Source organism: Candidatus Pelagibacter sp. RS40 (assembly GCF_002101295.1).
GTDB lineage: Bacteria > Pseudomonadota > Alphaproteobacteria > Pelagibacterales > Pelagibacteraceae > Pelagibacter.
Map to the genome: position 1 here is coordinate 977858 of NZ_CP020778.1, position 14401 is coordinate 992258.

General features: G+C 32.4%; 12 protein-coding genes. 5 read left to right on the forward strand and 7 right to left on the reverse strand.

The annotated features are described in order from the left end of the window. Positions 1-5: 5 nt before the first annotated feature. From B8063_RS05145 to B8063_RS05165, 5 genes are read right to left on the reverse strand one after another with little or no spacing between them, the layout of a single operon-like run. A complete protein-coding gene (locus B8063_RS05145) occupies positions 6-341 on the reverse strand; it encodes a hydroxyisourate hydrolase (protein WP_085070151.1) in 336 nt (111 codons plus the stop codon). A gap of 3 nt (positions 342-344) precedes the next feature. Further along, entirely contained in the window at positions 345-2087 is a 1743-nt protein-coding gene (locus B8063_RS05150; RefSeq protein WP_085070153.1) for a thiamine pyrophosphate-binding protein, read from the reverse strand. Further along, the gene (locus tag B8063_RS05155; protein ID WP_085070155.1) at positions 2088-3245 is read right to left on the reverse strand and encodes an alpha-hydroxy acid oxidase; all 1158 of its coding nucleotides are present in this window, start codon (positions 3243-3245) and stop codon (positions 2088-2090) included. It abuts the gene before it with no gap. Further along, entirely contained in the window at positions 3242-3931 is a 690-nt protein-coding gene (locus B8063_RS05160; protein WP_085070156.1) for a Type 1 glutamine amidotransferase-like domain-containing protein, read from the reverse strand. Before B8063_RS05160 ends, B8063_RS05155 begins: the two co-directional genes overlap by 4 nt. Then, a complete protein-coding gene (locus B8063_RS05165; RefSeq protein WP_085070158.1) occupies positions 3931-5157 on the reverse strand; it encodes an aminomethyltransferase family protein in 1227 nt (408 codons plus the stop codon). Before B8063_RS05165 ends, B8063_RS05160 begins: the two co-directional genes overlap by 1 nt. A gap of 133 nt (positions 5158-5290) precedes the next feature. On the opposite strand from B8063_RS05165, the gene B8063_RS05170 reads away from it, so the two are divergent. The 5 genes from B8063_RS05170 (at position 5291) to B8063_RS05190 (ending at position 13015) form a co-directional block, all read left to right on the forward strand. Then, positions 5291-6778 carry an ABC transporter substrate-binding protein gene (locus B8063_RS05170; protein ID WP_085070160.1) on the forward strand — a complete coding sequence of 496 codons (1488 nt, stop codon included), beginning with the start codon at positions 5291-5293 and terminating at the stop codon, positions 6776-6778. 87 nt (positions 6779-6865) lie between these two features. After that, on the forward strand, positions 6866-7822 hold the full coding sequence (locus B8063_RS05175) for an ABC transporter permease (protein ID WP_085070162.1): 957 nt from the start codon (positions 6866-6868) through the stop codon (positions 7820-7822). Next, complete coding sequence (locus B8063_RS05180; protein ID WP_075521379.1) at positions 7823-8707, forward strand: ABC transporter permease; 885 nt, start codon at positions 7823-7825, stop codon at positions 8705-8707. 1 nt (position 8708) lies between these two features. Beyond that, positions 8709-10742, forward strand: coding sequence for an ABC transporter ATP-binding protein (locus B8063_RS05185; RefSeq protein ID WP_085070164.1), 2034 nt, complete (start codon positions 8709-8711; stop codon positions 10740-10742). Positions 10743-10792: 50 nt separating this feature from the next. After that, the gene (locus tag B8063_RS05190; protein ID WP_085070166.1) at positions 10793-13015 is read left to right on the forward strand and encodes a 3-hydroxyacyl-CoA dehydrogenase/enoyl-CoA hydratase family protein; all 2223 of its coding nucleotides are present in this window, start codon (positions 10793-10795) and stop codon (positions 13013-13015) included. Here B8063_RS05190 and B8063_RS05195 read toward each other — a convergent pair. Both B8063_RS05195 and B8063_RS05200 read right to left on the reverse strand, forming a co-directional pair. Next, positions 13008-13658: a peptidylprolyl isomerase gene (locus tag B8063_RS05195; RefSeq protein ID WP_085070168.1), complete on the reverse strand. Its 651-nt coding sequence runs from the start codon at positions 13656-13658 to the stop codon at positions 13008-13010. The two genes, B8063_RS05190 and B8063_RS05195, sit on opposite strands and share 8 nt — an antisense overlap. Beyond that, on the reverse strand, positions 13655-14383 hold the full coding sequence (locus B8063_RS05200) for a putative zinc-binding metallopeptidase (RefSeq protein WP_085070170.1): 729 nt from the start codon (positions 14381-14383) through the stop codon (positions 13655-13657). The genes B8063_RS05195 and B8063_RS05200 overlap by 4 nt, the downstream gene beginning before the upstream one ends. Positions 14384-14401 lie beyond the last annotated feature (18 nt).

Sequence of the window (14401 nt, forward strand, 5' to 3'; positions counted from 1 at the left end):
TTTTATTATTTAGACCACCAAATAGAATATCCATTTGGTGAAATAATAATTGGTATATGATATTTTTTATTAGGATCTTCCATTCTAAATTTTACTGATATTTCCGAAACTATTTTTTTCTCCGAGAAGTAGTCTGCAGTTTTGCAAATCATCTCGTAATCACATTCGCAATCTTCTTTTGATAAATCAAAATCTTTTAGAATTCTTCCATCTTTACTAGTTTCAGTTTCAAAGAAATTTTTTTTATCTCCATTAGGATTTATTTGATAAATTATAACTTTAATTCCCTCAGCATGAGTTCCATTAACTGAGTTTAAAAGGTGAGAGGATAAAGTTGCCATAGTTTATTCTATTGATGCTTTATCTCTTTTATCACTTACTGCCGCAACAATTGGACTAATTACACCTTTTGCTTTTACATTGATGCATGCAGTTTTACCACTTTCGATAGCTCTTTTTAATGCAGGTGCCAACTGCTCTCTTTTTGTTACAAGCTCCCCATGTCCACCAAAGCCTTCAAATATTTTATGAAAAGGTATATCTCTAAAATCTGTTGCAAAATGTTTGCCGCTTTCAAATAATCTTTCTTGTTGTTGAGATATACAATCGAGACCTCCATTATTATCAATAACAACAATTATTGGTTTATTTTCTTGAAAAGCAGCTTCAATTGATAATCCTCCCGATAAAAAGGCTCCATCACCACTTATTAAAATTACTTTTGAATTAGGGTTTGTGTTTTTTGCAGAAAGCGCAAAGGGAACGCCAACACCTAACATGCTAAATGTGCCTGGATGGAGTATTCCTCCCATTTTTTTTCCTTTTGAACCTGCAATGTTTATTGCAATTTCAGACCAGAAGTGTGTATTTCCCCCATCTATAACTAGCCAATCATTTTCACCAATAGCATCTTGAACGTCTAGAGCTAATTGAAGTGGGTGCATTTTCCCACCATTTGCTTCTGCTTCTTTTGTCTCTTTATTTAAATCGCTTAAAGTTTTATCAACCCATTCTTGCTTTTTCTCTCTGTTAAGATCAAACCAATCTTTACCCAAAGTCCATTTATTGTTTGCCTTAAGCTTATTAAGGGTATCAAAAAAAACGCCGGGATCGCATAATAAATTTATATCTGCTGCTCTATTAAGTTCTATTTCCTCATGAGATCCGTTTATACAAACAAGTTTAGTTGTCTTAGGAAATAGTGGAGGGTTTCCGAAATTCATCTGATTGTCTAGTCTTGCACCAACCATTAAAACTAAATCAGACTCATGTAATGCAAATTTAGAAGGTGGATACTGATGAATATCAGCAAGACCCATATAAGCATTAGCTTCTTCACCAAGTAATTTTTGATGATAAGGAATATTAAATATTGGGATATTTAAATTGCTTCCTGCCTCTTCTAGTTTTTTTTCAGATCCAGACCACCAAACTCCATGCCCACCAATTAAAACAGGTTTTTTTGAGCTACAAGCAAGCTCTAGCACCTCTGCCATATGAGTTGGATCAGGCCATGCTTTTGCAATTGGTTTAGTTTGATGAGAAAAAGGTCTCTCTTCAAGTCCTGCATCTTCTGGAAAAGATGAGAACATAATATCAACTGGCATACTTAAGTGAACAGCACCTGGATATCCATTTGTTGCAATTCTATATGCTTTGTCGACAAACTCTCTTATTCTTGTACCGTCAGTTATACTTGCGCTATATTTTGTTAATGGAGCCGCAATAGCAACATCATCAATTTCTTTAAATCCACCCGACCCTTGTCTTTTCAAACTACTTGATCCAGTTATAAAAATTACAGGCGATCTCTCTCCCCATGCTTCCATCATAGATGGAACAGCATTAGCAAATCCTTCTGGACCAACAAGACAAACTGCAGGCTTTCTAGTTATTCTTGTATGTCCGTCTGCAATGTGACCAGCTATTTGTTCATGAGGACAATTAATTACTTCCATTTGACATTCCATAAATCCTTCAAGTGCAGGATTACAAAATCCACCTGACAAAGTAAAAACATGTTGAACACCTTTATCTTTTAATGCTCGTGCAATTAATGATCCGCCTCTAATTTTTTTTTCTGACATTTAATATTTAAAATCCCTTATAAACCTTTCTGCAATTATATCTGAAGAAATATCTTTTATATCAGTTAAACCTACTAATCCCAAGGCAGTACTTAATTCGTCTTTAATAATATCAACTACTCTCTTTAAACCTTTCGCTCCATCAGCTCCAATACCATACATAAGAGGTCTTCCTACCATTGTAAAATCTGCACCTAGCGCTAAAGCTCTAACAATATCGCTTCCACCTCTTATACCGCTGTCAAATATGATAGGAAAATCTTTACCCAAAGCATTTCTTATTATTGGAAGTGCTTCTATTGAGGAAGTAGCGCTGTCTAACTGTCTTCCTCCATGATTAGATACTTGAATAGCATCAGCCCCTTCAGACTTTATTTTCAAAGCATCTTCTGCAGACATTACTCCTTTAATGATTAGTTTACCTTTCCATTTTTCTCTTATTCTTTTTAATGTATCCCAATCAGTAGCTCCTCTACTTTCACTTCTAACAAACTTATTCCCTCTCTTTGAAGTTTCATAATTCATTGGTTTTGGAATTCCACCCAACAAGGTAGATATTGACCAGTTTGGATGAGTTGCAAAATCTATAAATTGTTTAACTCCAAGATTAAAAGGGACGGTAAATCCATTTCTATTATCTTTAGCTCTCCTAAATTGAATAGGCACATCAACAGTAAGAATTGCAACTTTGTATCCTGTTTTTTCAGCTCTTTCTAATAATTCCATCACAAATTCTTCATCTTGGAAATTATAAAGTTGTAACCAAACATGACCTTTTGAATACTCATACATTTGTTCTAATGAAGTTGATGATGCCATTGAAACACACATAGGTATATTGTTAGATAAACTTTCTTCAGCTAACATTTTATCTGCACCAGGCCAGGTTAAATTACACATGCCCATAGGAGCAAATCCAAAAGGCTGATCGTATTCAAAACCTAGAATATCTTTTTTAATAATTCTTTTTTCAACATTCCTTAATACTTTAGGTTGAAGTCTTATTTGATCTAAAGCTTTGCTGTTGTTCTCACATAATTTTTCATCACCAGATGCACCATCAACGAAATCAAACATTAATTTAGGTACACGTTTTTTTGCAACTATTCTTGCTTCTTCGACACTATGAATTTTTTTACTTGGGCTGATGTTGGTCATAATTTATTTATATACTCATTAAGACTAATTTTACTGTTTTTATCAATGAAATAAGCATCACAACCATTTCTAGCAGCACAAACTTCTTTAGCAGAACCATCAACAAATAATACTGCTACACCATCATCAATTGCTATGCCGGGTGGTAACTTACTATTTTTAATATCAGCTTGGTATTGTGACATACGTTCGGACACTGATGAGTGTGGTGTGCAACTGCCAGATAAAATATTTATACCTCTCAGTGGATTGTAACCAGGTCCTGCAGAATCTGATAAGATCCAATCAAACCAACAAACAGCACCAGCACTTATTCCAGACAAAATAATTCCAGAGTTATAAGCATCTTTAAATAATTTTATGAGATTGTTTTTCTCCCAAACTTTAATCATAAACTTTGTGTTACCACCTCCAATATAAATTATATCTTGTGCCATTAACCATTCTTCAAATCCATTACTTGAGGAACATAATTCAAAGTGTGAGAGTTGAATATTATATTTATCTAATTCACTATAAAATAATTTTATTTTATCTTTATTATCTTCGCTAGCAGTTGGTAGAAAACCAAAATTAATTTGTTTTTTTTTACACTGATCAATTACAAATTTATCTAAAACTTCATCACTTCTATGAGTAAAACCACCACCGCCTATGGCAATAATTTTTTTTTGATTTTGACCCATTAATTATTAGAAAGGCCTTCCCATGGTTTTGGTTGTGATGGAATATCTGTGTTAACTCCCCTAACTATTTCTCCTTTAGCATCATACATAGGCAGTTTGCAAAGCTCACCTTTTCTAATATTCCCATCTGTACACTTTACATCTAAAATTGCGCCAGGCCCTAAATCATTATTTTTCATATGAACTATTCCAACTCCACAAACCTGATAAGGTGACCATGTGCTTGATGTAACTTTTCCAACTAATTTGTCTTTTAAATTAAGACTATTTCCTTTTAGTGCTATTCCATCTTTAATTCTTATTCCCCAAGTTTTACAATTTTTATCAGCAGCAACTAAAGCTTCTTTTCCAATAAAATTTTCCTTATTTAGATCAACAAATTTTCCAAGACCAACAGAAAATGGATTTGTATTTTTATCAAAATCTTGTCCAGCTGATAAAAGTCCAGCCTCAATACGCCTTCCTCTAAATGAGGGAGTAGCGGTTAAGATCATTCCCATTTTCTTTCCTTCTTCTAAAATTAAATCTCCAATTAATTCAGCGTTGTTTTCAGGTCGTAAATAAAGCTCCCAACCAAGTTCGTTAGTAAAGCCAGTTCTACTTACAATTAGCTTTTCTCCTTTAATTGTAACTGTTGTCCAATCAAAGTACTTCCAAGTTTTAGCTATGTCTTCATCAATTAAGTGATCTAGTAATTCCATTGATTTAGGACCTTGTACTTGGCTGACCCACACATCTGGATCAGTAATATTTACGTTTAATCCATGTGCATTTGCTTTGTACCATGAAAATAAATCACCATCTGCTTGAGCAAACCAAAATTTATTTTCTTCAATTCTTAATAACAAACCATCTGTAATCATTCCGCCATCGTGATAACATGCAAATTGATAAGAGCATCTTCCAACATTTACTTTTGAAATATCTCTTGGAAAAATTTTTTGTAAAAGTTTTAAAGCATCTGGGCCAGCAACTTCATAAGGATATTCACCAGTGTGTCTTAAAATTAATTCTTGTCTTGTTTTCCAATACATTTCATCTGGTGTTGCATTAGATAATTTTTCAGTTGTTAATCTTCCTGCGTACTGTGAATATTCTGGGTCAAATGGTAGCTCCTGATACGTTAAAGGATGAACAGGTAAAGTTCTTGCCAATTCAAGAGATCTACCTTTTTCAATCATCGATGGTTTTATTGAAAAACGTACTTTTTTTAAGGAGTCGTGCATGTAAGTTTCTATTATTACGATAGTTTATACTACGAATTGATAAACAGGAAACCCCAAATAACTCAATAGGTTTTCTATGTTGATATCAAAGTTCGTACTTGTTAACTTTCTGTTTTAACAAAGGGAAATAATTATGAGAACAATTTGTAAATTGATATCAGTTTCGCTGGTATCGTTGTTATTCTCTTTTTCATTAGCTAATGCATCAAGTGGAGTATTTAAAATTTCACATGATTTAGGTTTTGGAAAAGACACAAACCTTGATGCAATTTCAAAAGGAAGATTGTTTCAGGTTGTTATAATGACACAAAACCGTTTAGTAAGAAAAGACCTTAAAGGAGTAACATCTGCTGAGCTTGCAACTGATTGGTCAGCCAATGCTGATGCAACAGAATGGACTTTCAATCTTCGTAAAGGTGTAAAATTTCATGACGGATCTGATTTTGATGCAGAAGATGTAAAATATTCTTTAATGAGAGTTAAAGATCCAGATATTGGATCTCCTGCTAAGAAAAGTATGAGTTCAGTAACAGACATTGAGGTTGTTGACGCACATACAGTAAAAATGAAGTTAAACACTTCTTTTGCTGACTTTCCATTATTGCTAACTGACTACAGGTTAAGAATGATCCCATCAGGATCTGGAGATACCATTGGTAAAACTGGAGTTGGTACTGGCCCATTTATCGTTGATAAATTTGATCCAGAAGGAACAACAATTCTAAAAGCAAACCCTGATTATTGGGAAGGTGCACCAGGATTAGCTGAAGTGCATGTAATCGCAATACCAGATGGTGAAGCTAGAGTTCAAGCTCTTCTTACTGGTCAAATTCATATGAACAGATACGTACCATTTAGCCAAAAGAAAATTTTTGATGGAAATTCAAAATTTAATGTTTCAGTTGTTCCAACTGGAAACTGGAGAGGAATGGTTATGAGAACAGACACAGCTCCTTTTGATAATCCAAAAGTGAGAAAAGCTGTTCGTTTAGCTGTAGATAGACAAGAGCTTGTGGATTTAGTTATGGGTGGAGCAGCAACTGTTGCGTGCGATACTCCTGTAGCTCCTTCAGATCAATATCGTTTGAAAATGAAGTGTCCTCAAAACATAAAAAAAGCTAAAAGTCTTTTAAAGGAAGCTGGATATCCAAACGGAATTGATATGGTAATTCACGTTTCCACAAAAGAACCAACTTGGCCAACTATTGCTGAAGTTCTTCAACAACAATTAGCAAAAGCAAACATCAAAGCTGAAGTGAAAATGACTCCATCAAAGAGTTATTGGAAAGAAACTTGGATGAAAAAACCTGTTGCTATGACACGTTGGAATGAAAGACCAGCAGACAGTGCGTTGCATGAAATTTATCACAGTGGCGCAAAATGGAACGAGTCATTCTTTAAAAATCCTGCTTTTGATGAAAATTTAGCAAAAGCAAGAGGTGAGCTTAACTTTAATAAAAGAAAAAAAGCTTATCAAAATGCTCAAAAGACTTTATGGGAAGAATCTGGAACTATGATTCCTTACCACGTATCTAAGTTAGTTGTAACTTCTTCAAATGTTAAAAATTTAGATGAAGTTGAAGTTTTCTCAGTACGTTGGCATAAAGTAAAAATGAAATAATACTTAATTTATTTACAGGCCTAATTATTTAGGCCTGTAAATTTTCTTCTATCTTTAAAATATTTTTAATTAGTTTAAATTTAAACAATGTTATTATTAGTATTAAAGAGAATACTTCTAGGTTTTATCACTCTTTTTATAGTCTCTTTAATTACGTTTTCTGGTGTTGAGGTTTTGCCCGGAGATGCTTGTACAACTTATCTTGAAAGAGAAGCATACGGTGCAGCTTTAGAGGCATGTTATGAAAGATTAGGTTTAAACACACCAGCGCATGAACGATATATTTCATGGGCAGCTGGAGTTCTTCAAGGTGATTTTGGTTATTCTTTAAGTGGTGAAATGAGAATAAACGATGTCTTAGGACCAAGGGTTAAAAACTCTATGGTTCTTGCATCTGCCTCTATACTTATAGGAATTCCTATTGCTTTATTACTTGGAATTATAACTGCTCTTTGGAGAGATAAACTTCCAGATATTATAATTTCAACAATTACAATTTTTTCAATGACAATTCCTGAATTTATTAGTGCAACATTATTAATTTTAATTGTTGCTATTTGGTTAGAGTGGCTTCCTGGAATTGTAATTGTACCAACGGGTGCATCAATTTCAGAATTATTACCCAATATCATTTTACCTGTAATTGCAATTTCAATGATTATGACTGCGCACATGGCAAGAATGGTCAGATCAAGTGTTATTCAAGTTATGGCAAGTGACTATGTTCAAATGGCAATTTTAAAAGGAGTTCCATATTGGACAATGGTATTTAAGCATGTGCTTCCTAACGCTTTACTACCAGCAATAAATGTAGTGGCTCTTACAATTGCATGGTTGTTAGGGGGAGTTGTTGTAACGGAAGTTGTTTTTAACTACCCAGGTCTTGGTAGATTAGTAATAGAATCTATCTCGAATAGGGATTTGCCCGTTGTTCAAGCTCTAGCAATTATTTTAGCATCAATTTATGTGAGCATTAATTTAATTGCAGATCTTATGACGTTAATGCTCAACCCAAGACTTAAATCCCTACAAATTAAAAAATAAATGACATTAGAAAAAGAACAAAAGAAAAATAATCTACAAAAAGTATATGAGGTAATAAAAACTATGGCTTCAAAACCTTCAGGTTTGATTGGTTTAAGTATTTTGTTGTTCCATGTGATACTTGCAATAACAAGTCCTTTATATGTACCTTATGATTATAAAGCGATTGATCCTTCGTTAATGCTTCAAGCACCATCATCTGAATATTGGTTTGGAACTGATAGTTTAGGAAGAGATGTTTTTACTAGGACCATCTTAGGAGGCAGAACTGCTTTAACAGTTACATTTTTTGGTTCTTTAATTGCGTTACTTTGGGGTGGTGCATTGGGAATATTTTGTGGACTGGTTGGTGGAAAAATAGATGACGTTGTTATGAGAATTATAGACGCGTTTTTGTCGATTCCATGGATCTTAGCAATGCTTTTAATTGTTTCTTTATTAGGAACTACTACACTTGTTTTAATTCCAGCGCTCGGTTTCTTTTATGGAAAAGGTATTGTTAGAGTAGCAAGGGCAGCAACACACGATGTGATTGCTAAAGATTTTATAGTTTCAGCAAGGGCAAGAGGTCATAGCAACTTATCAATAATCTGGAATGAAATTTTACCAAATGTAAGAGATGCAATTATGGTCGAAGGAGCTATGAGATGGTCATGGATGTTACTTGGATTTAGTTCATTATCTTTTTTAGGATTTGGAGTAAGTCCTCCAACACCAGATTGGGGTTTAATGATTTCAAATGCAAGAGGATTAATGTCTTTTGCGTACTGGGCAGTGTTAGCTCCAATATTTGGATTAAGTTCATTAATCATTGGAATTAATTTAACAGCTGATGCATTTGCAAAAGCACTTGGAATAGACAGATCAACAAAGGCACCCGTTTAAAATGGATAGTGCGGTTCAAACAATAAATAATCTTACAATTGGATTTACAAGTCAAAAAGGAAAACAGATTTCCATTCTAAAAAATATTTCAACCACCATTAAAAAAGGTGAGACTGTTGGGATTGTTGGAGAGTCTGGCTCAGGAAAAAGTACTCTAGCTTTAGCTATGATGGGCTATGTAAAACACGGCCTTTATACCATTTCTGGAGAGTGCTTATTCCATTCAAATAATCTTCTAGAAATGAAAAATAAAGATCTAGAAAATATAAGGGGTAGAAAAATAGCAATGATCCCACAAAATGCCGGTCAATCACTTACTCCTAATCTTAAAATTGGATATCAAATTGATGAGGCTTTAAAATTACATACAGATTTAAAAAAAGAGGAAAGAGATAAAAAAATATCAGAATTACTGAATAAAGTTAGATTGCCTTCGCCCGAGATAATGGCCCAAAGATATCCACATGAATTATCAGGCGGACAGCAACAAAGGGTAGCTGTTGCAATGGCTTTAGCAGGTAATCCCGAACTTTTGTTATTAGATGAACCAACAACGGGATTAGATGTAACAACACAGGCCCATGTATTAGAATTATTAAATTTTATTGCAAAAGATACAGGAACCTCAATGGTTTATGTAAGTCATGATCTTGGAGCAATAGCACAAGTTAGCGATAGAGTAATTGTTATGTATTCTGGTGAAATTGTTTTAGATGGTCCAGTAAGAAGTATATTAAAAAACCCAATTCATCCGTATACATTTGGATTATTAAAGTCTATTCCAAAACTTACCTCTCCAGGTTTACCAGACTCTATGTCAGGTAGCCAACCTCAGCCAGGAACAATTAAAACAGGGTGTAGTTTTTATGAGAGATGCGATCTTGCAGAAGATAAATGTAAAAATAATTCACCAACTTTAGAATACATTGATGATTTAAATACGAGCGTTAGATGTTTTAAATATAAAGAATTAATCAACGTAAAAGAAACAAATCTAGACACTGTAAAATCAATAAACAATGATGTTTTGCAAAACGAAATTTTAGATATTTCAAAAGTTTCAATTAGTTATGCTAAACAAAAGTTTATCGATCAGTTGTTAAATAAAATTGATGATAGCAATCCAACAGTCCAAGATATTAATATCAATATTAACAAAGGAGAAACTCTCGCGCTAGTAGGGGAGTCTGGTAGTGGGAAATCAACGATATTAAAATCAATTGCAGGATTATTAAAAACAAAAGATGGAATGATAAAGTTTGATAAAGATAAAGTTTTATCAAATGATATAAAAATGAGAGATCCAGGTTTTTTAAGAGCAATTCAATTGATATTTCAAAATCCAGATGAATCTTTAAATCCAAATCATACTGTTGAAGAAATAGTATCACAGCCTTTAAGATTATATTTTGGATTAAAGGGAGACGAACTAAAACAAAAAATTATAGAAGTGCTTGAAAAAGTTAGACTTGGGGAATTTTATTTAACAAGATACCCAAGACAATTATCAGGAGGTGAAAAACAAAGAGTTGCTGTTGCAAGAGCATTTGCTGCAAAACCAGATATTATTCTTTGTGATGAAGTAACCTCTGCACTTGATGTTTCAGTTCAAGCAGCTGTATTAAACTTACTTCAAGAATTAAAAGAGGATTTTGGTACAACTTATATATTTGTATCTCACGATCTAGCAGTTGTAAGAGCAATTAGTGATAGAGTTGCAGTTTTATATCAAGGAAGACTATGTGAAATTGGTCCTTCAAAAAATGTTTATCAATTACCATCACATCCGTATACTGAAGTTCTATTAGGTGCAGTTTTAGAGCCTGATCCAGATGTAAAACCAAAATTAGTTGCTGAAGATATAGTTGAAGAGAAGCCACCCGAAAAAGGCTGCTCTTTTCAAGGCAGATGTCCCAGAATCCTTGGTGATATTTGTAAAAACGAGGTCCCACCATGGCAAATTGGTGAAAATGGAAACTCAATACGTTGCCATATAAAAGTAGAGGATTTAAAAAAACAACAAAATATCAATTAGGACAATTTTTTTGTTACACACAAAATTAAATCTTATATAAAAGTTTTTTTATGAAAATTAATAATGTAGTTGTCATTGGCTCAGGAACGATGGGCAGTGGAATAGCAGCGCAACTATGTAATGCAAATATTCCAGTAACTTTATTAGATTTAAAAACAGAGATCAGTCAAAAAGCCAAAGAGAGAATAGAAAAATCAAGACCCCCACTATTAATTGATAAATCAAAAATAGATGGGATTAAAGTTGGAAATATTAATGATGATTTTAATATTGTATCAGAGGCTGATTGGATTGTTGAGGCAGTCGTAGAACGTATTGATATTAAACATGATATCTATGACAAAATTTTTAAGCAAAGAAAGAAAGGCTCTATAGTTTCATCAAATACTTCGTCAATTCCGATAAGCGTTTTATCTGAGAAATTGACAGAGGATGATAAAAAAGATTTTTGTATCACTCACTTCTTCAATCCTGTTCGATATATGGATTTACTCGAAATTGTAAAAAACGAGAATACTGATTTAGATAAAATTCAAAAACTCAAACTATTTTGTGAAGAAGATTTAGGAAAAGGAGCTATTGTTTGTAATGATACTCCAGGTTTTTTAGGAAATAGAATTGGCGTTTATGCAATGCAAATTGCAATGACAGAAGCATTTAAAATGAAGCTTACCATAGAAGAAGCAGATGCAGTTTTTGGTAGACCTATGGGAATACCAAAGACAGGAGTTTTTGGTCTTTATGATCTAATTGGTATTGATCTAATGGCAGACGTATTAAAAAGTTTCATCAAAGAGCTTCCAGAAAATGATAACTTTCAAGAAGTAGCTAAAGAAATTCCTTTAATAAGAAAACTAATTGATACTGGATATACAGGTCGAAAAGGCAAAGGTGGTTTCTATAGAATGAACAAAGTTGATAATACAAAAATTCTAGAGGCTATAAATTTAGAAACAGGAGAATATTCACCATCACAAAAAATAGATATTAAATCAGAAAAAGTTGATTTATTAAAATTAATAAACAGAGGTGATAAATACGGAGATTATGCATGGTCGGTTATTTCAAAGATTATTAAATATGCATCGTCTCTAGTTCCAGGAATTACAGATAAGTTTAACGATATAGATGAAGCTATGCGTTTAGGTTTCAATTGGTCAAGAGGGCCTTTTGAAATGTTAAAAGAAATTGGTGTCAGTAACTTTTTTGAAAAATTAGATGGTTTTGAAAACAATAAATTTTTAGAGGAACTTTCAAAATCTAAAAATGAAGATTTTTATGGAGAAAGACAAAAATATACTGAAATAGAGACTTTAGGAAAAATTAAACCCAAAGCAATAAAGTTAGATGGAAATAATTCAGCAGAGATTTATAGATTTAATGATTTTAATATAGTTGAGTTTACAACTAAAGCTAACGCATTAGATTACGACTCGATGGATGCATTAAAGAAAGCAACCGATAAGCCTTTAATTATTATTAATGAAAGTATGCAATTTTCTGCAGGTGTAAATTTAACTTACACAATGAATTTTGCAGAAAAGGGTGATTACAGTTCGATCGAAAAATTCGTTAAATACTTCCAAGATACCTGTAAAGAACTTAAATATTCAAAATATCCAGTTGTTTCAGCTCCTTCAGGACTAACATTAGGAGGTGGATTTGAAGTTCTGGTGCAAAGTAATTTTGTGGCTTCCCATACCAATATTGTTGTTGGGCTAGTTGAAACTATGGTTGGTTTAGTTCCAGCAGGGGGAGGATGTAAAGAAATGTTATGGAGATGGTCGCAAACTGAGGAAGCAAAAAATGATCCAGATTATGCACCATTAAAAGTTTTTGATATTATAGGTTACGGTAAAACAGCAACTTCACCAGTTGAGGCAGAACCTCTTAAATACTTGCTTCCTGAAAATAAAAAAATCATGAGTAGAAATAGTTTATTGAATGTTTCAAGATCTATCTTGGAGGAGAACAAAGATTTTACCCCTCCAGCTGAAGCAACTTTTAAATTAGCAGGAAAACCGTTAAAGGAAAAAATGGTTAAATTGTTGGAAAAATTATACAACGACAAAGTAATTTTAGATCACGGAATGGTCGTTGGTAGTGAGCTTGCAAACGTATTAAGTGGAGGGGACACTACAATTGATAAAACTTTGTCAGAGGATGATTTATATAAACTAGAATTAAATTCCTTTATGAATTTAATTGAAACTCAAAAAACTAAAGACAGAATTAAGCACACACTTTCTAAAGGTAAACCTTTAGTTAATTAGCATTTAACATTTTAAAAGAGTTAATAAAATCAGGCCTAAGCACGTATATTGCTTTATTGCCTGTTTTTATTCTCTCTAAAATATCTAAACCATATATCACTTTACCAAGCGGAGTATATTCACCTTGATAAATAGGTATTTCTTTTAGTGTAATAAAAAACTCACTATCCTCTGTATTAAATTCTGTTGATCTTGCAAATCCAACACTACCTTCCGTAAACTCAAAATCGTCATTCAGTTCCGATTTAAGGGTTCCAAGTTTTGATTTACCACTTCCTATTTTTGAATAATCCAAATATTCTTTTTTTCCATATTCTAAATCTCCTGCCTGTACTAAAGTATTTTCAATAACTTTATAAAAAGCTGACCCATCATATAGACCTTTGTTAATTAAAGTTTTAAATCTTTCAACAGAGTTAGGTGAAATTTCAGGATATAATTCAATCACCACATTCCCACACTCAACATTCATAATTGCTATATTTTCAGGATCAGGAAAATTTACTTTTTCTAAATTTACTTCTTTAACGGATAGACATTTATTTTTTAGTAAAAAAAAAGATGTAACAGCAAAAATACCAAGACAAATTAAAAACATAAATAATATTTTTTCTGAAAGTGATGCCTTAACCGCTTTGATCATAAAATATTGTTATCAATTTTAGATAATCCAGACTTAATTAACTCAACTTTATTTTTTAAAATATTGTCCTTCTGTGTAATTTCGTTAACTTTAGATTTATTAGTCATTAAAAAAGAAAAAATTTCTGCCATATCCTCAGATGGAATTGACATTGAATATTCAGTTAAAAATCCCTTTGTATTTTCATATAAATCTAAATTAAGTCTATTGGAACAGGTAGAGCATTCAGCATAAGTGAAGTTTGGCTCATTAAAATTTGAAAATAATTCTTCATCAAAGTAATTTCGGTGACTGCTTTGAATCATATGAAATATTTCATGATGGATCATTCTTTCAAAATACTTTTGATTAAAATTTATATCCAATATAAGTGTTCTTTTCTGAGCATCAGGTATTCCGCCAGTATTTATCTCTGAAATAAATAGATCCTCACACAAAACTATATATTTTAGCTGAATTTTTTTTAGAAAATTTGAATTATATAAACTAAGATTTTTTTCAATAACTGGAAATTTTTTATCTAAATTAATTTTTTTTGTCTTTTTACAAGTAATGTTGTCATCTACACCAATTTTAAAATCATTATTTGTATTTAAATATCGAATATTATTTTTACTTTTTAATTTGAAAATTTCTAAATTTGGTATCTTAAGCAAGTTATAAATTTCATCAGCATTTACGTAAGTAATATTTAAACAAAACAACAATAATATTAAAATTCTCATTAATTAATTATAGACGAA

Coding starts and splice junctions, on each gene's coding strand:
- B8063_RS05145 (WP_085070151.1), bottom strand. CDS start 341: ATGGCAACTTTATCCTCTCACCTTTTAAACTCAGTTAATGGAACTCAT.
- B8063_RS05150 (WP_085070153.1), bottom strand. CDS start 2,087: ATGTCAGAAAAAAAAATTAGAGGCGGATCATTAATTGCACGAGCATTA.
- B8063_RS05155 (WP_085070155.1), bottom strand. CDS start 3,245: ATGACCAACATCAGCCCAAGTAAAAAAATTCATAGTGTCGAAGAAGCA.
- B8063_RS05160 (WP_085070156.1), bottom strand. CDS start 3,931: ATGGGTCAAAATCAAAAAAAAATTATTGCCATAGGCGGTGGTGGTTTT.
- B8063_RS05165 (WP_085070158.1), bottom strand. CDS start 5,157: ATGCACGACTCCTTAAAAAAAGTACGTTTTTCAATAAAACCATCGATG.
- B8063_RS05170 (WP_085070160.1), top strand. CDS start 5,291: ATGAGAACAATTTGTAAATTGATATCAGTTTCGCTGGTATCGTTGTTA.
- B8063_RS05175 (WP_085070162.1), top strand. CDS start 6,866: ATGTTATTATTAGTATTAAAGAGAATACTTCTAGGTTTTATCACTCTT.
- B8063_RS05180 (WP_075521379.1), top strand. CDS start 7,823: ATGACATTAGAAAAAGAACAAAAGAAAAATAATCTACAAAAAGTATAT.
- B8063_RS05185 (WP_085070164.1), top strand. CDS start 8,709: ATGGATAGTGCGGTTCAAACAATAAATAATCTTACAATTGGATTTACA.
- B8063_RS05190 (WP_085070166.1), top strand. CDS start 10,793: ATGAAAATTAATAATGTAGTTGTCATTGGCTCAGGAACGATGGGCAGT.
- B8063_RS05195 (WP_085070168.1), bottom strand. CDS start 13,658: ATGATCAAAGCGGTTAAGGCATCACTTTCAGAAAAAATATTATTTATG.
- B8063_RS05200 (WP_085070170.1), bottom strand. CDS start 14,383: ATGAGAATTTTAATATTATTGTTGTTTTGTTTAAATATTACTTACGTA.